At 73.5% G+C, this 21,907-nt stretch carries 20 protein-coding genes; 8 read left to right on the forward strand and 12 right to left on the reverse strand.

Annotated elements, in window-relative coordinates; all coding sequences use genetic code 11:
• The first annotated feature begins 14 nt into the window (after positions 1–14).
• Genes M8C13_RS24335 through M8C13_RS24350 form a run of 4 tightly spaced genes read left to right on the forward strand, consistent with a single transcriptional unit; the run spans position 15 to position 3,869 of the window.
• Complete coding sequence (locus tag M8C13_RS24335; protein ID WP_252482996.1) at positions 15–1,376, forward strand: hypothetical protein; 1,362 nt, start codon at positions 15–17, stop codon at positions 1,374–1,376.
• A gap of 13 nt (positions 1,377–1,389) precedes the next feature.
• Positions 1,390–2,727, forward strand: coding sequence for a hypothetical protein (locus tag M8C13_RS24340; RefSeq protein ID WP_252482997.1), 1,338 nt, complete (start codon positions 1,390–1,392; stop codon positions 2,725–2,727).
• Positions 2,727–3,215, forward strand: a complete 489-nt coding sequence (locus M8C13_RS24345; RefSeq protein ID WP_252482998.1) for a MarR family winged helix-turn-helix transcriptional regulator — start codon at positions 2,727–2,729, stop codon at positions 3,213–3,215. The genes M8C13_RS24340 and M8C13_RS24345 overlap by 1 nt, the downstream gene beginning before the upstream one ends.
• Positions 3,216–3,251: 36 nt before the next feature.
• Positions 3,252–3,869 (forward strand): DsbA family protein, encoded by a 618-nt coding sequence (locus M8C13_RS24350; RefSeq protein WP_252482999.1) that lies wholly within the window; start codon positions 3,252–3,254, stop codon positions 3,867–3,869.
• Here the strand turns inward: M8C13_RS24350 and M8C13_RS24355 are convergent.
• Genes M8C13_RS24355 through M8C13_RS24375 form a run of 5 tightly spaced genes read right to left on the reverse strand, consistent with a single transcriptional unit; the run spans position 3,841 to position 7,510 of the window.
• Positions 3,841–4,266 carry a hypothetical protein gene (locus M8C13_RS24355; RefSeq protein ID WP_252483000.1) on the reverse strand — a complete coding sequence of 142 codons (426 nt, stop codon included), beginning with the start codon at positions 4,264–4,266 and terminating at the stop codon, positions 3,841–3,843. The genes M8C13_RS24350 and M8C13_RS24355 overlap by 29 nt on opposite strands.
• Positions 4,263–5,366 (reverse strand): molybdopterin-dependent oxidoreductase, encoded by a 1,104-nt coding sequence (locus M8C13_RS24360; protein ID WP_252483001.1) that lies wholly within the window; start codon positions 5,364–5,366, stop codon positions 4,263–4,265. Before M8C13_RS24360 ends, M8C13_RS24355 begins: the two co-directional genes overlap by 4 nt.
• Positions 5,359–5,973: a methyltransferase domain-containing protein gene (locus tag M8C13_RS24365; protein ID WP_252483002.1), complete on the reverse strand. Its 615-nt coding sequence runs from the start codon at positions 5,971–5,973 to the stop codon at positions 5,359–5,361. The genes M8C13_RS24360 and M8C13_RS24365 overlap by 8 nt, the downstream gene beginning before the upstream one ends.
• Positions 5,970–6,848 (reverse strand): DUF2064 domain-containing protein, encoded by an 879-nt coding sequence (locus tag M8C13_RS24370; protein WP_308202856.1) that lies wholly within the window; start codon positions 6,846–6,848, stop codon positions 5,970–5,972. The genes M8C13_RS24365 and M8C13_RS24370 overlap by 4 nt, the downstream gene beginning before the upstream one ends.
• Positions 6,845–7,510 (reverse strand): glycosyltransferase family 2 protein, encoded by a 666-nt coding sequence (locus tag M8C13_RS24375; RefSeq protein WP_252483003.1) that lies wholly within the window; start codon positions 7,508–7,510, stop codon positions 6,845–6,847. Before M8C13_RS24375 ends, M8C13_RS24370 begins: the two co-directional genes overlap by 4 nt.
• Positions 7,511–7,654: 144 nt before the next feature.
• Here M8C13_RS24375 and M8C13_RS24380 point away from each other — a divergent pair, with 144 nt between their 5' ends.
• Positions 7,655–8,935, forward strand: a complete 1,281-nt coding sequence (locus M8C13_RS24380; protein ID WP_252483004.1) for a hypothetical protein — start codon at positions 7,655–7,657, stop codon at positions 8,933–8,935.
• Here M8C13_RS24380 and M8C13_RS24385 read toward each other — a convergent pair.
• The gene (locus M8C13_RS24385) at positions 8,922–9,983 is read right to left on the reverse strand and encodes an NAD(P)-dependent oxidoreductase (protein WP_252483005.1); all 1,062 of its coding nucleotides are present in this window, start codon (positions 9,981–9,983) and stop codon (positions 8,922–8,924) included. The genes M8C13_RS24380 and M8C13_RS24385 overlap by 14 nt on opposite strands.
• A gap of 90 nt (positions 9,984–10,073) precedes the next feature.
• Here M8C13_RS24385 and M8C13_RS24390 point away from each other — a divergent pair, with 90 nt between their 5' ends.
• Positions 10,074–11,435, forward strand: coding sequence for an aminotransferase class I/II-fold pyridoxal phosphate-dependent enzyme (locus M8C13_RS24390; protein WP_252483006.1), 1,362 nt, complete (start codon positions 10,074–10,076; stop codon positions 11,433–11,435).
• Positions 11,436–11,542: 107 nt separating this feature from the next.
• Here the strand turns inward: M8C13_RS24390 and M8C13_RS24395 are convergent, their stop codons facing one another.
• Genes M8C13_RS24395 through M8C13_RS24410 form a run of 4 tightly spaced genes read right to left on the reverse strand, consistent with a single transcriptional unit; the run spans position 11,543 to position 15,738 of the window.
• Positions 11,543–12,820, reverse strand: a complete 1,278-nt coding sequence (locus M8C13_RS24395) for a pyroglutamyl peptidase (RefSeq protein ID WP_252483007.1) — start codon at positions 12,818–12,820, stop codon at positions 11,543–11,545.
• 43 nt (positions 12,821–12,863) lie between these two features.
• Positions 12,864–14,189, reverse strand: coding sequence for an MFS transporter (locus M8C13_RS24400; protein WP_252483008.1), 1,326 nt, complete (start codon positions 14,187–14,189; stop codon positions 12,864–12,866).
• Positions 14,186–15,121, reverse strand: a complete 936-nt coding sequence (locus M8C13_RS24405; RefSeq protein WP_252483009.1) for a biotin-dependent carboxyltransferase family protein — start codon at positions 15,119–15,121, stop codon at positions 14,186–14,188. The genes M8C13_RS24400 and M8C13_RS24405 overlap by 4 nt, the downstream gene beginning before the upstream one ends.
• A complete protein-coding gene (locus tag M8C13_RS24410; RefSeq protein WP_252483010.1) occupies positions 15,121–15,738 on the reverse strand; it encodes a carboxyltransferase domain-containing protein in 618 nt (205 codons plus the stop codon). Before M8C13_RS24410 ends, M8C13_RS24405 begins: the two co-directional genes overlap by 1 nt.
• Positions 15,739–15,860: 122 nt before the next feature.
• On the opposite strand from M8C13_RS24410, the gene M8C13_RS24415 reads away from it, so the two are divergent.
• Entirely contained in the window at positions 15,861–16,559 is a 699-nt protein-coding gene (locus M8C13_RS24415) for a GntR family transcriptional regulator (protein WP_252483011.1), read from the forward strand.
• 15 nt (positions 16,560–16,574) lie between these two features.
• On the opposite strand, the gene M8C13_RS24420 is transcribed toward M8C13_RS24415, so the two are convergent.
• Positions 16,575–20,360: a hypothetical protein gene (locus M8C13_RS24420; protein WP_252483012.1), complete on the reverse strand. Its 3,786-nt coding sequence runs from the start codon at positions 20,358–20,360 to the stop codon at positions 16,575–16,577.
• Positions 20,361–20,525: 165 nt separating this feature from the next.
• Between M8C13_RS24420 and M8C13_RS24425 the strand changes: the two genes are divergently transcribed.
• Positions 20,526–21,329 (forward strand): kelch repeat-containing protein, encoded by an 804-nt coding sequence (locus M8C13_RS24425; RefSeq protein ID WP_252483013.1) that lies wholly within the window; start codon positions 20,526–20,528, stop codon positions 21,327–21,329.
• Positions 21,330–21,382: 53 nt separating this feature from the next.
• Here the strand turns inward: M8C13_RS24425 and M8C13_RS24430 are convergent, their stop codons facing one another.
• Positions 21,383–21,901 carry a lytic polysaccharide monooxygenase auxiliary activity family 9 protein gene (locus M8C13_RS24430; protein WP_252483014.1) on the reverse strand — a complete coding sequence of 173 codons (519 nt, stop codon included), beginning with the start codon at positions 21,899–21,901 and terminating at the stop codon, positions 21,383–21,385.
• Positions 21,902–21,907 lie beyond the last annotated feature (6 nt).

The raw sequence follows: 21,907 nt of genomic DNA on the forward strand, positions 1-21,907 counted from the left end.
GAGGGAGTTGAGCGATGGACGATGCGCTGCGCGGTGCGCTGACCGGGCTGGCGGAGAATCCCGCGGCGCCACCGGACGTGCTGCTCCGGCTGGCCGCTGAACCATTGGCCGCGTCGCGGATGGCTTGGCGGGAGGCGCTGCCGGAGGAGGTGGTGGAGCGGCTGCTGGCCACCGGTGGCGTACGGGTCGCACTGGGGCTGGACAGCCGGTCGCGGTCGGAGCTGACCAGGCAGCGAATCGCGGCGCATCCGGAGGCCGGGGTTCGCGGTGCCCGCCGTACGTTCGTCGAGGACTCGATTCGGCACGGGGTTCGGGTCGGGGTCGAGAGCCTGGCGTGGTACGCCGGTGCGGGCGGACTCCTCGGGTTGGCCCGGCACGAGGATCCGGTGTTGCGGGCAGCGGTCGCCCGGTCCTGGGAAGGCATGCCGGAGGGGGTGCGCCGGGAGTTGCTCGTCGACTCCGATCCGCGGGTCCGACAGCTGGCGGCGGGTTACCCACATCCGCCGGTTCCCGAGGACCTGCGTTCCCTCCTGCTGGCCGATCCGGCTACCAGGAGGGAAGTGGCCGCTTACGCCGTGCTGACACCGGAGGCGGTGCGGGAGGGCCTGGCCGGTGACGAGGACCTGCGGGGCAGCATGGCGATCAACCCGACCTTGCCCGCGGCCGCGCGGGGCCGGCTGGAGGCGGATCCGAGCCCGTACGTGCGGGCCAAAGTCCTGCTCCGCCAGGACCTGTCCGAAGACCGCCGGCGGCTCGGGTACGCAGCGCTGGCCGAGGCGGGAACAGAGGAGTTCGACGATGTCTGGATCGCGCTGACCGGATTGGAGTTCGAGCGACCGTCCTGGCTGGCGGATCTTCCGCTCGCGGACCGGGTCGGTTACCTGGACTCACCGATCCCGTGCTTCCGCCGGACCGCCGCATCGTCGCCGGACTTGCCGCCGGAGGTGTTGCGGCGCTTGGACGAGCACCCGGACGTCGAAGTGCGGCGGATCGTCGCCCGCAGGCCGGACTGCCCGGGCGAGGTGCTCGAACGACTGGTCATCGAGCACGGCGAGCACGCCAAGACCCGGCCGCTGCTCATCGAGCACCCGAACTTCCCGCCCTCGGCCTTCGCCAGGCTGGCCACCGCCACGGCACCCGACCGGCGAGCCCTTGCCGCGCACGGCGCCGAGCTGCCGGGCGTGACCCTGGCGGCCTTGGCCCGCGATCCCGAAGCGCATGTCCGTGCGGCCGCCGCCCGCAACCCGCGCACTCCGGTAGCGGCGCTGGTGGCACTGCTGGCCGACGAACCGGCAGCCGCCCAAGCCGCCGGAGCGAACCCCGGCCTGCCGGTCGCGGACATGTGCGCGGTGCTCGACCGGGCTGGTTTGCAGTGAGGGGGAACAGCTGATGCACGGCGCGCTGACCGGACTCGCGGAGAACCCCGCGGCGCCACCGGACGTGCTGTTCCGCCTTGCCGCTGAGCCCTCGGTCGCGGGCCGCCTGGCCTGGCGGCGGGAGCTGCCCGATCCGGTGGTCGAGTGGCTGCTCGCGCACGACGACCCGGACATCGCCTTCGCCCTGGACTCCCCGTTCCAGTCCGAGACCACGCGGCAGCGCATCGCCACCCACCCGGACCCCCGGATCCGCGAGTCACGCCGGACCAGCATTGAGGACGACATCCGCAACGGTGACTGGGTGACGTCGGCGGATCTCGAGTTCTACGGCGGGCTGGTCACCCTGGCCCGGCACCAGGATCCGGTGTTGCGGGCGGCGGTGGCGCGGTCTTGGGTGGAGATGCCTGAGGAGCTGCGGCGGGAGTTGCTGCTCGACCCGGATCCCGCGGTCCGGGAGCTGGCCGCGGGGGAGGCGCATCCGCCGGTGCCCGCGGATCTGCTGCCCCGGTTGCTGGCCGATGGGGCCACCCGGCAGCGGGTGGCGGCCTACGCGCCGTTGACGCCGGCGGCGGTGCGGGACTGCCTGGCCGGGGACGAGGACCTGCGGGCCGAGCTGGCGGTCAACCCGGAGCTGCCGCGGGCGGCGCGGGATCAGCTGGCCGCGGATCCGAGTCCGTGGGTGCGGGCCAAGGTGCTGCTCCGCCGGGACCTGGCCGTGGACGACCGCGAGCGGTTGTACCGGGAGCTGGTGGCCGCGCAGCGGGAGGAGCACGACGAGGTGCGGTTCGCGCTGGACAACCTGGAGCACGACCGGCCGTCCTGGCTCGCGGAGCTGCCCCTGGAAGACCGGATCGGGTACCTGGACTCGTCGATCGCGTGTTTCCGGCGGGCCGCCGCGTCTTCGCCGGATCTGCCGCCGGAGGTGTTGCGGCGCTTGGACGAGCACCCGGATGTCGAGGTGCGGCGGATCGTCGCGCGCCGGCCGGACTGCCCCGGTGAGGTGCTCGCGACGCTGGTCATCGAACATGGTGAGCGGCGGGAGGAGCCGTTGCTGGTGCGGCATCCGAACTTCCCGGCTGAGGTGTTGCCCCGGCTGGCCGCTGCCGCGCAGCCGCACCGGCGGGCGCTGGCCGCGGCCCGTGACGACCTACCTGAGGAGTGCCTGGTGCGGCTGGCCCGTGATCCAGCGGCGTCCGTGCGGGTGGCGGCGGCCCAGCACCCGCGGATTCCGTTGGCGGAGTTGGACAACTTGCTCAGTGACGTTGAGGTTGAGGTGGTGGAGGTGGCCGCGGCGAACCCGGTGCTGCCAGTGGCGGCCATGCGGGCGTTGCTGGACCGGGCGGGGTTGTAGTGGAGCCGGAGATCACCACCGCGGCGCAGGCGGCCGCGGATGAGCGGGTGGTGGCGTTCGGGCGGTTGCTGGGCGCGGCGAACCGGCTGGAGCACATCCTGGGGCGGGAGATCGAGGCCGAGTTCGGCATCAGCCACGTCATGTTCGAGGTGCTGCTGATCCTGGGACGGGCCGGGGCGCCGGGGCTGCCGATGCGGCGGATCGCCCAGGAACAGGTGCTCACCACCGGGGGTGCGACCCGGCTGGTGGACCGGATGGTGCGTGCCGGGCTGGTGGAACGGGTGGCCGAGCCGGGGGACCGGCGGGTGCAGCTGGTGCGGCTGACCGAGCTGGGGGAGCGGACCGCGGTGGCGGCGGCGCGCAAGCACGCGCGCAACGTGCAGCGGCTGTTCCTGGACGTGCTGCCACCGGAGCAGCGGGAGCTGTTCAAGGCGCAGCTGCGGCTGGTCAGCCACGCGGCCAGGGACGCGCTGCCGCCGCTGGGTTGAAAACCGAACATCTGACTCGTCAGCTAACCTGATCGGGTGACTGTGCGGCTGGTGTACGTGCTGGATGCCTACTGCGGGTGGTCCTACGGGTTCGCCCGGACCATGGCGGAGGTGACCGCCGAACATCCCGAACTGCCGGTGGAGGTGGTCTCCGGCGGGCTGTTCACCGGGGCCCGGCGGCGGCCGATCGGCGAGTTCGGTTTCATCCGGGAGGCCAACGCGCGGCTCACCGAGGTCACCGGGGTCACCTTCGGCGCGGGGTTCGAGCGGCTGCTGGAGGCGGGGGAGTTCGTGATGGACTCCGAGGCGGCCGCGCGCGGGGTCGCCGCGCTGCGCGCGCTGGCGCCGGAGCGGGCGGTCGAGCTGGTCGCCCGGCTCCAGGACGCCTTCTACCAGCACGGCGAGAGCCTGTCCGAGCCCGCCACCTACCGCGGCCTGGCCGAACGGGCCGGGCTGGATCCGGACCTGCTGGTGGCCGCGTTCGCCTCGGCCAACGCGGCGGCCGAGGCGGCGGCGGACTTCCGCTGCGCGCAGGAGCTGGGCGTGCAGGGCTTTCCGACGCTGCTCGCGGTGGACGGCGAGCGGGCCGCGACCCTGGCGGTGGGGCATGCCAGCACCGAGGAGGTCATCCGCCGGCTGGCGGCGCTGCGCTGAGCCGCCGCCGGTTGACCAGCCCGGCGGCCAGCACCGCCAGCCACACCACGGCCAGCGCGATCACCAGGCCCAGCAACACGTTCCGGTCGTGCAAGCCGGGGTTGACGAACGGGGCGAAGCTCCGCCACAGCCACGGCACGGACAGCGCGGTCAGCACCGCCGAGACCACCAGCCCGGTCACCACCGGCGTGCGCCAGGCCCGGCCGACCCGCTGACTGATCACCAGGCCCACCAGGCCGACCACCGGGGCGACCACCGCGTCGTGCAGCAGCGGCCCGCCGATCAACCAGCCGCCCAGCGAGACGGTGTTCCCGACGGAGTCCAGCAGCAAGGGCAGCAACAGGAACCCGCCCCAGCCGAGCAGTCCCACGCCTGCCGCACCCAGCACCCACCTCATCCGGTCACCACCAGTCGGCCGACCCACTTGGTCTGCAACACCCCTGGCCGGCTCGGCGCGATGATCCGGCACGGATAGCCGTGGTCCAAGTCCAGCTCCTCGCCGTTGAGCCGCAACGCCAGCAGTGTCAACGGATCGCGCGCGTGCGCGGCGGGCAGCTCGCTGACCCGGTACGCGCCGCCCTGCTCCAGCGACTCCACCCGCACCGCCGCCTGCGGTCCGGCGCCGACGCTGCCGATCAGGTCGGTGATCCGGACGCCGGTCCAGGTCGCGGACTGGCTCCAGCCCTCCACACAGGCGATCGGGAGCTCCGCGGTGGTCTGCGGCAGCGCGGTCAGCTCGGCCAGGCTGAGCCTGCGCGAGCCGCCGGGCCCGGTGACCTCCAGCCGCCAGGCATCGGTGATCCGGCCGACCCCGGCGGCGGTGGCGGTCCGGTTGACCGGAAGCCCTTGCGGGCCACGGGTGGACCGCCAGCCGAGGAAGGAAACCCCTTGCAGGCCAGGGACGGTGGCCCCCGCGGTGGCCAGTGCCGCCGCGCCCGCGGCCAGGCCGGTGCTGCGCAGGAACGCCCGCCGGGACAGGCCTGCCGCGGCTTCCTGTTGCAGGCCAACGGGTGTGCTCAGCGACTCGCGGATGATGGGCAGTTTCACCGCGATGTGCAGCAGTAGCGTGCCGACCGCGATCCAGGCCACCGCGTAGTGCGCGGTGACGAAGTAGAACCCCCACGGGTAGTTCTGCGCCACGTTGAACAACCCGGTGGCCAGCTGGAAGAACGCGGCGGCGAGCAGGGCCAGAATCGAAACCCGCTCCAGCGCGTGCGGCAGCGAGCGGATCGCGGGTTTGGCGAACAGCTTGGGGTAGACCGTCCAGAGTTTGGCCACCAGCAACGGGATCGAGACGATGCCGCTGATCACGTGCACCCCCTGGTTGACCCGGAACAGGTTCACCGGCCGGGTCGGCCAGCTGAACCAGGCGGGCGGGTGCTGGATCCCGTGGCTCAGCAACCCGGTCACGAAGCACAGCCCGAACGCGATGCCCAGCCACCGCCCGATCCGGCTGGTCACCCTGGCATCGTGCGCGGCACCACGGAACTCAGGCATCGATGACCTCCTTGCGCAGCAACGCGAACCAGCGCCCGCCGTGCTCGATGAGCTCCCGCACCCGGAACCCGCTGACCACCGCCAGCAGCCCGACCGCGTCCGCCCCGACCCAGGCCCAGTCAAAGGCCGCCCCGGTCAGCCGCACCCGTTCCCGCCGCAACCCGGTGCCCGGCGGGTCGACCTCGGCCATGGCCAGCCCGCCCGGCGCGAGCAGCCGGTGCACGCGGCGCAGCAGCACCACCGGATCGCCGCCGATGCCGATGTTGCCGTCCGCCAACAGGACCTGCTGCCAGCGGCCCTCGGCGGGCAGCCTGCCGAAGATGTCCCGGCACAGCGCCACACCGCCACGGGCCGCGGTGAGCCGGACCGCGACGGGCGAGCTGTCCACGCCGAGGGCGACCACACCGCGATGACTCAGCGCGGCGACCAGGCGACCGGGGCCGCAGCCGAGGTCGAGCACGGGGCCGGTGCAGCGGCGCAGGAGCTGTTCGTCGGCGGGGCTGGGCGCGGCGGACCAGCGGTCGATGGGCAGGCTGAGGCGGCGGCCGTCGGGGAGGTGCAGGGTGTCGGTGGCGCCGAGCAGAGCGGCGTCGAACTCGCCGCTCACCGGGGCACCCCGGCCCGGATCACCGCGGCGGGGGCACTCGCCTGCCCCGGCCCAGCGGTGCGGGCAACGGAAGCCCTCGCCCCCGGCCCAGCTGTGCTTGTCACAGAAGCCGCCGCCCCTGGCCCAGCTGTGTCGGTCACAGAAACCGCCGCCCCCAGCCCCGCTGTGCCGGCCACGAAAGCCCCAGCCCCCGCCGCAGCGGTGCCCGCCGTCGCCCTGCCCGGCCCGCCCGTCGCCGCGGCCACCGCCCGCGCGAACCGGGACCCCGGCATGCCGCAGGCCACCGCGACCGCGTCCACCATGGTGTCCACATCGGACAGTTCCGGCGCAAGTCGCACGACCAGCCCCCGTTCCCGCAACGCCGCCAGCGTCCGCGCCCCGGTGTCCGCCCGCGACATGGGCACCCCGCCCAGCACCGCCGCGTCCGCCGCCCGCCGCAACCCGAGCGCCCACCACCCGCCATCCGCCGCCGGGCCGAGCACCGCGTCCACCCCGGGTTCCGCCAGCTGCCGCAAGCACTCCGCGAACAGCGCGGGCGAGACCTGCGGGGTGTCCATCCCGACTTGCAGCACCGGCCCGCCAACCTCGCGGTGCGCGTTGGCCAGTCGCTCGCCGAAGGTCTCGCCGTGCTGGGCGAAGACCGTGCAGCCGCCCAGGATCCGGCGCAGTCCGGCCGGGTCGACCGAGCGGTCCAGGTCGCCGGTCAGCGCCACCGCCACCCGCGTGCCTGGGGTGGCGTGCGCCGCGGCCAGGGTGGCGTGCAGGCTGGCGGCGGCGATGGTGGCGGCCTGCACCGGGGTGGCCGGTGGGGTGAGGCGGGTCTTGGCCTGGCCGGGGACGGGGGCCTTGGCCACCACCAGGATCGTCGGCGTCATCGCAGCACTCCCGTCATGTCCCTGGCCGCGCGCAGGGTGCCGCGCACCGAACCACTGACCTTGGACCTGGTGCCCGCGGCGCGGGGCAGGTAGTCGATGTCCACTTCGGACACCGACCACCCCGCCTCGGCGGCGCGGATCAACAGCTCCAGGGGATAGCCGAAGCCGCGGTCGGTGACGCCGAGGGCCAGCAGGTCCTCCCGGCGGAACGCGCGGATCGGCCCGATGTCGCGGACCTGGAGGCCGCGGCGGCGCAGCAGCCAGGCCAGCAGCGCGTTGCCCGCGCGGGCGTGCCAGGGCCACACGCCCCGGCCTGCCGGGATCCGGCGGCCCACCGCGAGCCGGGCCCGGCCGGTGGCCACCGGGGCGACCAGGGCCGGAAGCACGGTGGGGGACATGGAACCGTCGGCGTCGAGCACGCAGACGATGTCGGTGCTGGCGTGCTCGATACCGGTGTGCACGGCGGCCCCGTAGCCGCGGTGGGGTTCGGGCAGCACGGTCGCGCCGAGGGCGGCGGCCACCGCGGCGGTGCCGTCGGTGGAGCCGTTGTCCACCACGATCGCGCGGTATCCAGGTGGGAACTGGCTGAGCACGGCCGGCAGGGCGGCGGCCTCGTTGAGACAGGGCAGCACCACGTCCACCGCGGCGGGAACTCGGGTCATGACACCGGACGTTAGAACCGCCGAGCGCGGCCGGGAACCGTTGTGCTGCTTACCAAACTATGACGGGCGGCGAATTTCTTACCGAGTTGTTTCAGACCGAGAATCCACCGGGTGGCGGGTCGGTTCCGGGCCTACGGTGGCCGGGTGCCGTCTGTCAAAGACCGCCGCGACCTGTGGGCCGCGGCGGCGCTCGTGCTGCTCGTGCTGGCCGCGGTGATCGCCGGGATCATCCTGCGCGCCAACGACGTTCCGCTCTTCGCCGGGGCCGCGCCGCTGTTCGGCAACTGGCTGCCGCACCTGGGACCCGGCACCGCGCCCTCGGTGCTGGTCGCGGTCGCGGTGGTGTGCTGGGGACCGCGGCTGGCGGACCGGTTGCCGTGGCGCGGTTCGCTGGCCACTGGCTATGTCATCGCGGTGCTCTGGACCGGGTCACTGGCCACTGTGGACGGTTGGTGGCGCGGGCTGGCCGGTCGGCTCACCACCACGGACGAGTACCTGCACGAGGTGGGCGGGGTCACCGACATCGGCGCGATGATCGCCGGTTTCGCCGGGCGGATCCTGGACTTCCAGCCGGACTCCTGGACCACGCACGTCTCCGGGCACCCGCCGGGCGTGCTGCTGGTGTACGTGCTGCTGGACCGCATCGGCCTCGGCGGCGGCGGATGGGCCGGAGTGGTGACCATCTTGCTCGGCTGCCTGGTCGCGGTCGCGGTGCCGGTCACCGTGTGCGCACTGTCCGATCAGGACACTGCCCGCCGCATTCTGCCGTTTGTGGTGCTGCTGCCCGGTTTTGTGTGGTTCGGGGTCTCCGCGGACGGCCTGTTCGCCGGAGTCACCGCCGTCGGCATCGCCTTGCTGGCACTGGGCGGGGTGTGGCGTTCGGTGCTCGGTGGGCTGCTGCTGGGCTTCGGCCTGTTCCTCAGCTACGGCCTGGTGTTGCTGGGGCCGTTGGCTTTGGTGGTATTGATCATCGGCAGGGGCAGGTTGCTGCCCGCCGCTGGTGGCGTGCTCGCCGTGGCAGGGGTGTTCGCGCTGGCCGGGTTCTGGTGGCTGGACGGCTACCACCTGGTCGTCGAGCGCTACTACCAGGGCATCGCCACCGCCCGCCCCTACGCCTACTGGGTCTGGGCCAACCTCGCCGCGCTGGCCCTGGCGACCGGCCCGGCGCTGGCCGCCGGGCTCCGCCGCACCTTCGCCGAACGGCCGAGGGCGATCACCGTGCTGGTCGGCGCGGCCCTGCTCGCGGTGCTGGCCGCGGACCTCTCCGGGCTGAGCAAGGCCGAGGTGGAGCGGATCTGGCTGCCGTTCGCGGTGTGGCTCAGCGCCGGGACGGCGTTGCTGCCCAGGCCGTCCCGGCGCTGGTGGCTGCTGGCCCAGGCGGTCACCGCGCTGGCGGTCAACCACCTGGTGCTCACGAACTGGTGACCGCGGCCGGTCGCCGCAGCGGCGCGGTGGCGAACTCGGCCACCCCGTCCCGGAACGGCACCCGCGCCCGGTAGCCCAGCACCGCCGCCGCCTTCGCCGGATCGGCCACCACGTGCCGCACATCGCCCGGCCGCGCCCCGCCGACGATCCGCGGCGCCGGACCGCCACAGGCCTCGGCCAGCGACCGCGCCAGGTCGCCGACGGTGTGCGGCTCGCCGGAGCACACGTTCACCGCGGACAGCTCACCCTCGGGCAGCGGGGTCTCGATGGCCAGCCGGTTGGCCAGCGCCACATCCCGCACGTGCACGAAGTCCCGCCGCTGCCCTCCGTCCTCCAGCACCACCGGCGCCTCGCCGCGCTCCAGCGAGGAGCGGAACATCGAGGCCACCCCGGCATACGGCGTGTGCTGGGGCATCCGCGGCCCGTACACGTTGTGGTAGCGCAGCGCCCACACCGAGCCGCCGGTCTGCCGCGCCCAGGCCGCGGCCAGGTGCTCCTGGGCGAGCTTGCTGGCCGCGTAGGTGCTGCGCGGGTCGACCGGCGCGTCCTCCGGCACCAGCTCGTCGGCCAGCGCGGCCCCGCACACCGGGCAGGGCGGCTCGTAGCGGCCCTCGGCCACATCCGCTGGCCGCCGGGGCCCTGGCCGCACCACGCCGTGCGCCGCGCAGCGGTAGCGGCCCTCGCCGTAGACCACCATCGAGGAGGCCAGCACCAGCCTGCGCACCCCGGCCCGGTGCATCGCGGCCAGCAGCACCGCGGTGCCGTAGTCGTTGTGCAGCGCGTAGGCGGGCGCGTCGCCGGGGTCGGCCCCGTGCCCGACCATGGCCGCCTGGTGGCAGACCACGTCGATCCCCGGCAGCAGCTCATCCAGCAACCCGGCGTCGGTGACATCGCCGACCACCAGGCCGGACGGCGTCCACGACGGCGGCCCGTCCGCGCCGTGCGCCTGCGGCAGCAGGGCGTCCAGCAGCACGGTGTCCGATCCGGACAGTGCGTCGAGGATGTGGGAACCGATGAACCCGGCCGCCCCGGTGATCAACACTCGCATGCCCGAAACGCTAGGCCGAACGACGTACCGGTGTGCGCCATCGGCGTCGGAGGTCACCAAACCGTCAGAACTTGCGCACAATGCTGAGTCATGCACGCTGATCTGAGCCGGATTCTGTCGGTGGTGGAGGATGGGTCGGCCACGGGTATCGCCGCGGCGATCAACCGGCTGATCGGTTCGGGTGAGCTGGCGGTGGGCACCAGGTTGCCCACGGTGCGCGCGCTCGCCCAGGCCCTCGGGGTCAGCCCCACCACGGTCAACGAGGCCTGGCGCTCGCTGGCCAGGGTCGGCGCGATCGAGACCAAGGGCCGCAACGGCTCCTTCGTCACCGCCCGCACGCACAACGCCGAGCCCACCCGGTTCTGGCGGCTGGCCGGGGACACCGGGCGCTTCGCCCGCGACCTCTCCGCCGGGGTGCCCGACCAGGCGTTGCTGCCGCCGATCGGACCCGCGCTGGCCCGCATCGACGGCCAGCCGCCGCTGTCGGGCTACCTGGACGCGCCGGTGCTGCCCGAGCTGGAGAACCTGGTCCGCAAGGCCTGGGCGCCGGTGTGCGACCCGGAGACGCTGACCATCGTCAACGGCTCGCTGGACGGCATCGACCGGCTGGTGGGCCAGCTGCTCCGCCTCGGCGACCGGGTGATCGTGGAGAACCCGACCTTCCCGCCGTTCCTGGACCTGCTGGACACCGTCGGCGCCAGCGCGCTGCCGGTGCCGGTGGACGAGGAGGGCATCCTGCCGGAGGCGCTGGCCGCCCAGCTGCGCCGCGACCCCGCGGTGCTGCTGATGCAGCCGCGCGCGCAGAACCCGACCGGGGTCAGCCTCACCCCGCGCCGCGCCGCCCAGCTGGTGGAGAAGCTGCGCGCGCACCCGGACGTGGTGGTCATCGAGGCCGACCACTCCGGCGACGTGGCACTGGCCGAGCCGGTCAGCTTCGCCGGCGAGCTGCCCGACCGGGTGGTCCGGGTGCAGAGCTTCTCCAAGTCGCACGGCCCGGACCTGCGGCTGGCCGCCCTCGGTGGCCCGGCCGCGATCGTGGAACCGCTGATCGGGCGACGGCACCTGGGCGCGGCCTGGTCCAGCCGGTTGCTGCAGGAGGTGCTGGTCGGCCTGCTCACCGACCCCGGCTGCGTGGCCGCGGTGGCCACCGCGCGCACCGTGTACGCCCGCCGCCGCGCCGCGCTCAAGGACGCGCTGGCCAGCCGCGGCGTCCAGTCCACCGGCTGGGACGGGATCAACCTGTGGATCAACGTGGCCCGCGAGCGGGAAGCGCTGGTCACCCTGGCCGCGCAGGGCATCGGCGCGGCCCCCGGCTCGCCGTTCCTGGTCGAGCCCACCGGCGGCGACCACCTGCGGGTGACCACCGCGACGCTGCCGGTGGAGGAGGCCGCCGCGGTCGCCGACGCGCTGGCCGAGGCGGCCCGCCCGTACCCGTCGTACAGGCGGGTCTGAGCGCCGCCAGGGGCGCGGCAGCCAGCCGGGCGTGAAAGGGCGGGCACCGGGATGTCCAGTGCCCGCCCAGGAGCCGTGCGGCGGGCCGGTGGCGCCGCCGTCCCGGCTCAGTCCAGCGTGCCGGCCGCGACCTTCAGGATCTCGCGCGTCTGCGTCACGATGTCCGTCCGGTTCTTCTCCAGCACCGGGTCGGACACCTTGTCCTTGTTGTTCGCATCGAAGAACAGGATCGGCGTGTGCACGTGCCCGCCCGGCATCTGCGCCTTGACCGCGTCCCGCAGCAGCGTGGCCCGGTAGGCGATCTCGTTGGACAGGTAGGAACCGCCGCCACCGGCACGGGCCACCGAACCCGGCGTCGGACCGTCCGGCCGGGTCACCGGCTCGGTCTGCCCGGCCGGGATCTCGGTCACCGCGGTGCGGTCGTAGACCGGGAACTGCCCGGTGTTCGCCGCGGTGATCTCCTTGTAGGGCACCGTGGTCGGCACGAACTCCGGCTGCGGCGTCACCGTCGGCAGGCCGGCCGGGATCGGGATGCCCGAGGCCCGGTTCTCCCGGTTGTTGTCCAGGCCGGTGTGCCAGCGGCCGTTGTAGCGCTCGATGTCGAACTGCCCGGCCCGGCCCTGGCTCACCGTGGTGAACAGGTCCACCTGCTTGCGCCCTGCCTTGAAGTGCGGCAACAGGGTCCGCTCGACCATGCCGGCCTCGAACGGGGTCCACAGCACCGGGAACATCGCGGTCTCCACCCTGGCCCGCCCGGCCGGGGTGGTGATGTAGGTGCCGTCCAGGGCCAGCGCGGTCGCGCCGCTGGGGTTGGTGCGGCGGATGTCGCCGTCGAGCTGGAACGGGTCGAACCCGGTCAGCACCACCCGCTTGGCCCGTTCCCCGGCGGGCAGGTCGATCGAGTCCTGGCCGCGGGAACCGGTCTCCACCACCTCCACCAGCGCCTTGCGGTCGGCGGCGGAGAGGGGGAAGCCGGGCTGCCACTGGTGCAGCGCCCTGGTCAGCTGCAACCGGGCCCAGTACAGCGGCCGGTCGTCGCCGCGGGAGAGGTCGCCGCCTGCCGGGCCCCTGCCCTGCACCCGGTCCACCGCGGCCTTCCACAGCTGCCTGCCCTGCACCTGCGCCAGCACCTTGGCCGCGCGGACGGACCTGGTGCGGCACAACGACTTCTCGAAGGCCGGGCCGCGGCGGTCGAAGCCGCTGCGGGCCAGGATCTCCTGCGGCACCGCCTGGGTCAGGCGCTGTTCCTCCACCGGGATCGGCGCCGCGCGGTCGAAGCAGTTCGCCGGGGTGGCGGCCTCGGCGGCCACCGCGAGCGGGGCTGCGGCCAGCAGTGCGCCCACGGCCAGCGCACCGGTCAGGGTGCGTCGGATCAAGCTGTTCAACTGCCCTCCTGAAAGAGTTCCGCAGAAACCACGACTCACCCGATCAGGTGAGTGCGGGCTTGTCCAGAGGCGGTTCGGCGGCCAGCTCGGCCTTGCTCGTCTCCGGGGCGATGACCAGCGCGACCACGGTCAGCGCCAGCGTCGCGGCCACGTACACGCCGATGGCCACCCAGCTGCCGAAGGACTGCAGCAGCGCCACCGAGATCAGCGGCGCGATCGCCCCGCCGAGCACCCCGGCCAGCTGGTAGCCGAGGCTGGCCCCGGTGTAGCGCAGCTTGGTGCTGAACAGCTCGGAGATGAAGGCCGCCTGCGGGCCGAACATGGCCGCGTGCGTGACCAGCGCGACGATGGTGGCCAGGATGATCAACGCGGTGGAGCCGGTGGCCAGCAGCGGGAAGAAGGCGAACACCCACACTCCCGCGCCCACCGCGCCCGCCAGGTAGACCGGGCGGCGGCCGTAGCGGTCCGACAGCGCGCCGAACAGCGGGATGAGCGCCAGCTGGCAGGCCGAGGCGATCAGCACCGCGTTCAGCCCGACCTGCCGGTTCACCCCCACCGTGTCCTTGAGGTAGGTGAGGATGAACAGGGTGAAGGTGTAGAAGGCCACGTCGGTGCCGATGCGCGCGCCGATCGCGGTGAGCAGCTCGCGCGGGTGCTCGCGGAAGACGTCGAACAGCGGCAGCTTCGCCTTGGCCTTGGTCTTCTCCACCTGGGTGAACAGCGGGCTCTCGGCGATGCTGCGGCGGATCCAGAAGCCGACCAGCACCAGCAGCCCGGAGAGCAGGAACGGCACCCGCCAGCCCCAGTCCAGGAACTGGGCCTCGGTCAGCGTCGCCGACATCACCCCCATCACCGCGGCGGCCAGCAGGTTCCCGGCCGGCACGCCGACCTGCGGCCAGCTCGCGTTGAGCCCGCGTTTGTCCGGCGCGCCGTGCTCCAGGGTCATCAGCACCGCGCCGCCCCACTCGCCGCCCAGGCCCAGGCCCTGCACGAACCGCAGGAACACCAGCACCACCGGGGCGGCCGCGCCGATCTGGGCGTGCGTGGGCAGCAGGCCGATGGCGAAGGTGGCCACGCCCATCAGCAGCAGCGTGATCACCAGGACGTTCTTGCGGCCCACCTTGTCACCGAAGTGTCCGAAGATGGCCCCGCCGACCGGCCGGGCGATGAAGCCCACCGCGTAGGTGGCGAAGGCGAGCAGGGTGCCGGTCAGCGGGTCCGAGCTGGGGAAGAACAGCTTCGGGAACACCAGCGCGGCGGCGGTGCCGTAGAGGAAGAAGTCGTACCACTCCAGCGAGGTGCCGATCAGGCTGGCCGCGATGACCTTGCGGCCGGACCGGGCGGTCGGCGTGGGCGCTGAGCTGCTCATCGGCGTGTCCTTTCGACGCACTGGAAACGGAGTCGTTGACCGGGTCTGGCCTGGGCCGCCTTGGGCAGATCCTCGTCCACCACCACCGCGATCACCGGATAGCCGCCGGTGACCGGGTGGTCGGCCAGGAAGAGCACCGGCTGCCCGTTCGGGGGAACCTGGAGCGCGCCGCCGACCATGCCCTCCGGCGGCAGCTCACCCTGACGCGCCCTGGTCAGCCGCGGTCCGGCCAGCCGCACGCCGATCCGGTTGCTGGCCGGGGTGACCTGGTACGGGCCGGAGCACAGGGCGGAGGCGGCGTTCGCGGTGAACCAGTCCTGCCGGGGACCGAGCAGCACCCGCAGCACGGGTTCGGCGGAAAGTTCCGCGACCGGCGCGATGTCCACGATCGGGTCACCGGCGATCTCCCGGCCGATCGGGATCTTGGTCCCTCGGACGAGTGGCTCGGGGCCGATGCCGGAGAGCAGGTCGCTGGCCCGGGAGCCGAGCACCGGCGGCAGGTCCAGGCCGCCGCGGACGGCGAGGTAGCTGCGCAGGCCGCGGGCCGGGCGGCCGATGCGGACCGTGGTGCCGGCGGCGACGTAGAAGGGGGCGTGCGCGGCGGCGGTGCGCGGGCGGGGGCGGTCGGCGGCCGGCGGTGCCGAGCCGGTCCCGGGGTGCGGCGGCGCGGTGGCCGGGCACGGCGGGCCGAGCTGGATCTCCGCCGGGGCCCCGGTCAGCGCTGCCCACGCGCCGCGGTGGAACCGCAGGTGCAGGCCGCCCAGTGTCAGCTCCAGCCCCGCGGCGGTCTCGGCGTTGCCGACCAGGCGGTTGGCCAGTTTCAGCGCGGGCGCGTCCGCCGCGCCGGAGCGGCCGACGCCCATCGCGGCCAGTCCTGGCCGCCCCAGGTCCTGGACCAGGGTGAGCAGGCCGGGGTCGAGGACCTCGATCATCACGCCACCTCCTGGAAGCGCACCCTGGTGCCCGCGGTGAGCAGGCCGGGCCGGTCGCGGGCGGTGTCCCAGAGCACCAGGTCGGTGCGGCCCAGCAGCCGCCAGCCGCCGGGGCTGGACCGCGGGTAGATGCCGACGAACTCATCCGCGATGGCCACCGCGCCCGCGGGCACGCTGGTGCGCGCGGTGTCCCGGCGCGGCACCCGCAGCGCCGGGTCGAGGCCGGTGACGTAGGCGAAGCCGGGGGCGAACCCGCAGAAGCTGACCGTGTAGTCCCCGGCCAGGTGGCGGCGCACCACCTCCGCGCCGGAGAGGCCGGTGAGCGCGGCGACCTCGGCCAGGTCCGCGCCGTCGTAGCGCACCGGGACCTCGACCGTGCGGGCCGGGGCGCGCATCCCGGGCGGCGGGGCGTGCTGGTCCAGGTGTTCGCGCAGGGCGGCGAAGGAGGTGGCCGCGGGGTCGAAGCGGACCAGCACGGTGCGCGCGGCGGGCACCAGCTCCAGCACCCCGGCCGGGGGCTGCTGGGTGAGCAGCGCGTGCAGGGCGTGCGCCGCCTCCCCGTCGGCCAACTCCACCAGGGCCGCTGAACTGCCGAAACGCCGGACGTCGAGTTCCACGGTGCACCCCCGGGTGTGGCTCAGGTCACGCTACGATGTGGTACGAGTCAACATAAGGATTGTTCAACAAAAGAACAAGGGGCTTGTGCCATGATTTTCTTGAGCACAACGAGGAGGTCACGGTGAGCGACGCGCCCCTGGCGGACCTGACGGCCGACCGCGAGCTGCTGGGTCGCAGCTCCACGGCCGAGCGGGTCGCGGGCATCCTGCGGGACCGGATCATCGCCGGGTTCTTCCATCCCGGTGAACGGCTGTCCGAGGAGGCCATCGGCCAGGCGCTCGGCGTCTCCCGCAACACCCTGCGCGAGGCCTTCCGCCTGCTCTCCCACGAACGCCTGCTCTCCCACCAGCTCAACCGCGGCGTCTTCGTGCGCACCCTGTCGGTGGCCGACGTGGTGGACCTCTACCGGGTCCGCCGGGTGGTGGAGTCCGCGGGCGTGCGCAACCTGCCCAACGCCCCGGAAGGCGGCCTGACCGCGTTGCGCGAGGCCGTCGCCGAGGCCGACCGCGCGGCCACCGACCGCCGCTGGCGCGATGTGGGCACCGCGAACATGCGTTTCCACCAGGCGATCGTGGCCCTGGCCGACAGTGGCCGCCTGGACGAGCTGATGCGCCAGCTGCTGGCCGAGCTGCGCCTGGTCTTCCTGGTGATGAACGACCCCAAGGCCTTCCACGTGCCGTTCATGGCGGGCAACCGGGACATCCTGGAGCTGCTGGAAAAGGGCGAGGCCGACCGCGCCGAAGCGCTGCTGGTGTCCTATTTGGACGAAGCGGAGCAGACCCTGGTGCGCGCCTACGCCCCGCTGGTCCCCGGCCCCTGAGTGAGCACCCGCTGATCAGGTCAGCGCCCGCACGAACGCCGAGCGCAACCGGTTGCCGTCGGCGATCACCTGCTGCACCACCACCTGCTTGCTCCGCGGATCCGCGCCCCGGCGCAGCAACTCCGGATCGGCCTGCCCGAAGTCCACCGGCCCGGTGACCCCGCGGAACAGGTTCGGCCCCGTGGTGGCGCGCAAGGCCGCGTACAGCTTGGCGCGGTCCGGCAGGTTGTGTTCGGTCCTGGCGCGTTCGATCGCGGTGAGCAACAGGTTCACCGCGTCGAAGGCCAGCATCACGTGGCCGTTGGGGCCGGAGCGGAAGGCCTGCGCGGCCTCGCCCTGTTCCTTCTGCGCGTCGGCGTGCTGGGTGAAGAACTGCTCGGCCTCACTGGGCGGGTTGCCGCCGGTGATCCGCCGCCAGCCGTCCTCGGTGGGGCCCAGCGTGGTGAAGTACAGTCGTCCGTCCACAAAGGACACCCGGCGGGGGCGCTGCTGCTCGTTGCCTGCCAGGTCGGCGTAGCCGGCGGTCTCCAGCTGGGACAGGTCGTCCGCGCCCAGCACCACGGTGTCCCGGTCGCAGTCGGACTCGTCCAGCTTCTCCATCAGGGTGGGCAGCTCGTTGGCGCGGCCGGAGTAGATCAGCAGCGGGGTGCGTCGGCGCTGGGCGGCCAGCTCGCACATCTCCTTGACCCTGGTGGCCAGCACGTTGCCGGTGTTGCTCTTGCCCGCCTCATACGGCTGCTCGACCGGCTCGCCCAGCCCGCTGCGGCGGCGCAGCAGCTCCTGCAGGTAGTCGTCCTTGAGGTCGGCGCTGTAGCGGTCGTTCGGGTCGTGCAGCAGGAACGGCTGGCGGGTGCGCAGCCGGGGCTCGGTGGTGGCGAAGGTGATCGCGGCCTCGGCCTGCCGCTTGTTCGGCGGCGCGATCCGGAAGAAGAAGTCCTTGCCGGTGAAGGCGTTCCCGGTCGGCGCGGAGGCCACCATCGGGATGCCCTGCCAGTGGCCGATGGCCGAACCGAGGATCTCCGCGGCCCGGATGGTGGAGTCCCTGGTCTGGCCCATGCCGCTGACCCCGACCACGGTCGGGTCGCTGTCCACCAGGGACTGGATCTTCTCCGCGGTGTGCTGGGCGAACTCGGAGTTGCCGCCGAAGTTGGCCAGCACCAAGCGAAGCAGGAAGGGCGGCTTGATGGTGGGGGTGTTGAACCGGTTCCAGGCGCGCTGGGCCAGGTAGGCCCCGCGCAGCTCGTTGACCCCCGCCGACAGGTCCCGGCGCGGGACCTCGTTGGCAGAGCTCAACATCGAGGCCACCACGATGGTCAGGTAGGGCCGCCGCCGGTCGTCGGTGCTGGGCCGGTCGGCCTCCCGGCGCACCTGCGCGTTCTGCTCGGCGACCAGGCGGCTCAGCTCGGCCACCTCGATGTCGTCGGGCAGGGTCTCGTTGGCGTTGTGCATGAAGTTGCCGATGCCGTCGGTGACCCCGTAGCACTCGCCCTGCGCGGACTTGGTCAGCATCAGGCTCGGGTCGAACACCGAGTCCAGCACCCGGCCCGGCGCGAAGACCCCGTCCCGGTCGCAGTGCACCAGCTGGTGCCGCAGGTAGATCCCGCCGTAGCCGAGCAGCAGCACCGCCACCGCGGCCACCGCGCTGCGCCGCAGCGTGTGCGGCGGCGGCCACACCGTCGGATACGGGTGGCGGTCCTCGCCGGCGCTGTAGGGAGGCAGCGCCGGCCCGGGCTCGGCGATGGAGTTGTCCTCGGCCAGCCGGACCTGGTTGCGGTAGAACGACATCTGGTCGGCCACCGCGGGCTGACCGGCGGCGTCGAGGTTGCGGTAGGCGCGCAGCACGTCGTCGAAGAGCTCCGCGCTGCGCCGCACCGTGGAGGTGTTGGAGCGCAGCTTCCACACCGCGATCAGCAGCTCCTCCACCCGCCGCACCCGGGGCCAGTTCAACCGGCTGCGCAGCTGACGGCTGTGCCGCCAGCCCGGCGCCTCCGCGATCACCTCCAGGTCGGCCACCCACCGGCTGTCGCCCCTGGTCAGCCGGGAGGACAGGTGGCTGGCCACCACGTGCGTGTCGCCGAGGGCCAGCGCGTGGTAGAGCCGGTCGCCCTGGCGGCCCAGCATCGTGTAGTGGTTGCGCAGCTCGCGGTGCACGTGCTCGTACGGGTACTCCGCGCCCGCGCCGTGCGCGAGCAGCTGCGCGCCGAGCAGGTCGCGCAGCAGCGGGTGCAGCACGATCCACCGGCCGTCGGCGCTGCGGTCGGCGAAGCTGTAGGTGGACAGCCTGCCCCAGATCTCCTCGGCGTCGCGGTCCGGCACCAGCCGCTGGATGGTGGCCAGGTCGAGCCTGCGCGGCGCGGCCAGCCGGGTCAGCAGCCTGCGGGTCTGCGCCCGCTCGGGCAGGTCGGAGCCGCGGAAGCGTTGCAGGAAGCGGACCAGCAGGTAGTCGCCGACCTTCTCATCCGGTTCGGCGGCGGCCTCCTCGCGCGGCACCCGCTGGGCGAAGACCGTGCGCACCGAGGGGATCACCCGGTCCCGCCGGTAGAGCCGGTCCATCACCTGGGTGGCCAGCCGGACCGCCAGCGGATGGCCCTTGGTCACCTCGTGCAGCTCGGCCACCAGCGCGGCGGAGCGGACCGTGGAGTCCCGGCTGCGGTTCCACTCGTGCAGGAACTGCCGGGTCTGGGCCAGGGTGAACGGCCGCAGCCGCACCGGCAGCACCGCGGCGGCGGCCGGGCCGTGGTTGGCCCGCGCCTGCTCGAAGCGCTGCCGCCAGCCGTGGTAGCGGGCGTGCGCGGCATCGGCCGGATCGAGGTCGTCGCTCTCCGGCGGCGGGATGTCCTGCTGGTCCGGGGTGGCCTGCTTGGTGGCCACCACCAGCAGCGGCACCTCCGGGTTGCGCAGCTTGGCCTCGGCGAGCAGCTCCAGCAGGTCGCTGACCGGCGGCTCGGGCGTGGTGCGGCCGGGCGGGAACAGGTTGACCTCGAAGGGGGACAACAGGTCCGCGCCGTCGAGCAGCAGCACGCAGTTGACCCGGCGCCGCCGCCTGCGGTGGCCCTTGTAGGCGCCGTCCAGATCGGCCAGGAAGGCGGCCACCAGCAGCCGGTCCACCACCAGCCGGTCCCGGCGTTCCTCGCTGCGCAGCAGGTGCCAGATCTGGGCGATGACCTCGTCCACCTTGCAGCCCTTGGCCAGTCCGAGCACGCCCTCCCCGGCCACCTTCTCGTACCAGCGCCAGGTGGCGGCGAACCGGCGCGGCGCGAGCAGCCAGCGGATCCGCGAGGGGGCCACCACGGCCAGCGTGGTCAGCCAGCCCAGCAGCGGCCTGGCCAGCCGGGTCAGCCAGTGCGGGGCGGGCGCGGACTCGGCGATCGAGCCGACCACGTCGGCGATCCGGGGCAGGCCGGTGAGCCGGTGCGCGAGCAGCTGGCGGGCCCTGCGGTGCGGGTCGCCGTCCTCCTCCGGCTCGGCCGCGGTGCTCTGGGCCAGCCGCAGCAGCTCGTAGCGGGGCAGCCGCATCCGTCCGAAGTGGACGTTCTGGTAGCGCCGGAGCTGCCCGAACACCGCGTCCAGCACGTCCCGGCAGGACTTGGAGCCGGTCTCGTCCAGGTCCACCCGCGCCAGCGGCACGTCCGGCCGGCAACGGCGCTCCAGGTGGTCCAGCAGCGTGGTCTTGCCGCTGCCGCCGGGCCCGTAGGCGACCACCAGCGGGAGCGGCCGCCGGGCCTTGCGGTCGATCAGCGAGGCCAGCAACGCGGCCGTGCTGTCCCGCCCCACCAGGCCGAGGTCAGGCTCCAACGCCACCAGTGACACCCCCAGGAAGTCCTGCGCGGAAAGTGACCGCGTGGCCTACCACAGTAGTCAGCGTCCCTGACACCCGAGCGAGGTTGGTCGGATGCCCGCTGCCCGAAAGGGAGGACCTTGACCGGATCCGCCGTTCGAGTGGCTTCCGCCTGGCACCGTCATCGCATGGGAAGCGTCGCCGTTCTCGACTGCGCCGCGGGGGAGTGGACCAGCGCCGACCCCCTGCCGTCCCCCCGTGCCTGGTGGGGCCATTCCGACGGGCTGCTCCGGCTGCCCGGCGGCGGGATCGTGGCCATCGGCGGCGAGGACGCCCGCCGCGGCGCCCGCGCCGAGGTCTACCGGTTCGACGAGGTCGACGGTGGCTGGACCGAGCTGGCGCCGCTGGCCACCGCGCGCCGCCGCAACTCCGCCACCGTGCTGGCCGACGGCCGGATCCTGGTCGCGGGCGGGCTCACCGGGCCGAGGGAGTACCCGGCGCTGGGCCTGGCCACCGCGGAGCTCTACGACCCGGCCACCGGGGCGTGGACACCGGCCGGGACCATGGCCGAACCGCGGTTCTTCCACCACGCCACCCTGCTGCCCGACGGCCGGGTGCTGCTGGCCGGCGGCAGCACCACCCGCGCGGGCGGCTACACCGCGTTGCAGACGGCCGAGCTGTACGACCCGGACCGCGGGCTGTGGACCAGGACCGAGCACTACGACGCCGAGGCCGGCCCGCGCATCCTGGCCCAGGCCAGGGAGGTCGGCCGCACCGGCGACCGCGCGCTGGCCAGGGCCGACGGCAGCGTGCTGGTGGCCGGGACCGGGCGCAAGGCGACGCTGCGGGTGGACCGCGCGCACTTCGGGCTGGCCGAGCTGGCCGACGGCCGGGTGCTGGTCACCGGCGGGGTGCGCGCGGCGGCAGGCGAGGCGGTCCCGGGGTCCTACCCGCTGACCGCCGCGACCGAGCTGTTCCGTTTCCCGGGCTGACCGGTGCTGGGGCGGCGGCGGTCCCGTCTCCGTCGCCGCCCCCGCCTCACCGGTCAGCTCACCTGCAGGTCGACACAGTTGTAGAAGGCCATCGCGGTGTCGTAGATGTTCCAGATGGCCAGCACCTTCTGGCGGCCCGAGTGGTTGCCCAGGTTCACGTTGTGCGAGACCGTGGCCCCCGGGGTGGCGCCGTTGTCGTTGAACGTGGCGACCTTGGTGCCGCCGACGTAGTACTCCCAGGTGGAAGTGCGGTGCCGGGCGGTCAGCCGCCAGTTGAAGGTGACGTTGCGGCCCACCGAGGTGGCCCGCCAGCCCTTGCTGTCGTTGTTCAGCTCGGCGAAGCGGCCCACGTTGCCGTGGCAGTTGCGCAGCCCCTTGGGGCCCTCCACGCTCTGCGGCTCGTACTTGATGTCACCACAGGAGACCGTGCCCGCGGCGCACTGCGCCTGACGGCTCGGCGGGTTGGAGATGTAGCCGTGCGCGCTCGCCTCCGTGGCCGGCAGGGCGACCAACATGGCAGGCACCATGCCGATACCGGCGGCGGCCGCGACGAGCTTGCTTTTCACGCTCATGTCTCT

It is taken from the genome of Crossiella sp. SN42 (genome assembly GCF_023897065.1).
GTDB lineage: Bacteria > Actinomycetota > Actinomycetes > Mycobacteriales > Pseudonocardiaceae > Crossiella.

Bases quoted from the DNA above. Each gene is read 5' to 3' on its own strand.
- M8C13_RS24335 (WP_252482996.1), top strand. From the start codon at position 15: ATGGACGATGCGCTGCGCGGTGCGCTGACCGGGCTGGCGGAGAATCCC.
- M8C13_RS24340 (WP_252482997.1), top strand. From the start codon at position 1,390: ATGCACGGCGCGCTGACCGGACTCGCGGAGAACCCCGCGGCGCCACCG.
- M8C13_RS24355 (WP_252483000.1), bottom strand. From the start codon at position 4,266: ATGAGGTGGGTGCTGGGTGCGGCAGGCGTGGGACTGCTCGGCTGGGGC.
- M8C13_RS24360 (WP_252483001.1), bottom strand. From the start codon at position 5,366: ATGCCTGAGTTCCGTGGTGCCGCGCACGATGCCAGGGTGACCAGCCGG.
- M8C13_RS24370 (WP_308202856.1), bottom strand. From the start codon at position 6,848: ATGACGCCGACGATCCTGGTGGTGGCCAAGGCCCCCGTCCCCGGCCAG.
- M8C13_RS24375 (WP_252483003.1), bottom strand. From the start codon at position 7,510: ATGACCCGAGTTCCCGCCGCGGTGGACGTGGTGCTGCCCTGTCTCAAC.
- M8C13_RS24385 (WP_252483005.1), bottom strand. From the start codon at position 9,983: ATGCGAGTGTTGATCACCGGGGCGGCCGGGTTCATCGGTTCCCACATC.
- M8C13_RS24390 (WP_252483006.1), top strand. From the start codon at position 10,074: ATGCACGCTGATCTGAGCCGGATTCTGTCGGTGGTGGAGGATGGGTCG.
- M8C13_RS24400 (WP_252483008.1), bottom strand. From the start codon at position 14,189: ATGAGCAGCTCAGCGCCCACGCCGACCGCCCGGTCCGGCCGCAAGGTC.
- M8C13_RS24405 (WP_252483009.1), bottom strand. From the start codon at position 15,121: ATGATCGAGGTCCTCGACCCCGGCCTGCTCACCCTGGTCCAGGACCTG.
- M8C13_RS24425 (WP_252483013.1), top strand. From the start codon at position 20,526: ATGGGAAGCGTCGCCGTTCTCGACTGCGCCGCGGGGGAGTGGACCAGC.
- M8C13_RS24430 (WP_252483014.1), bottom strand. From the start codon at position 21,901: ATGAGCGTGAAAAGCAAGCTCGTCGCGGCCGCCGCCGGTATCGGCATG.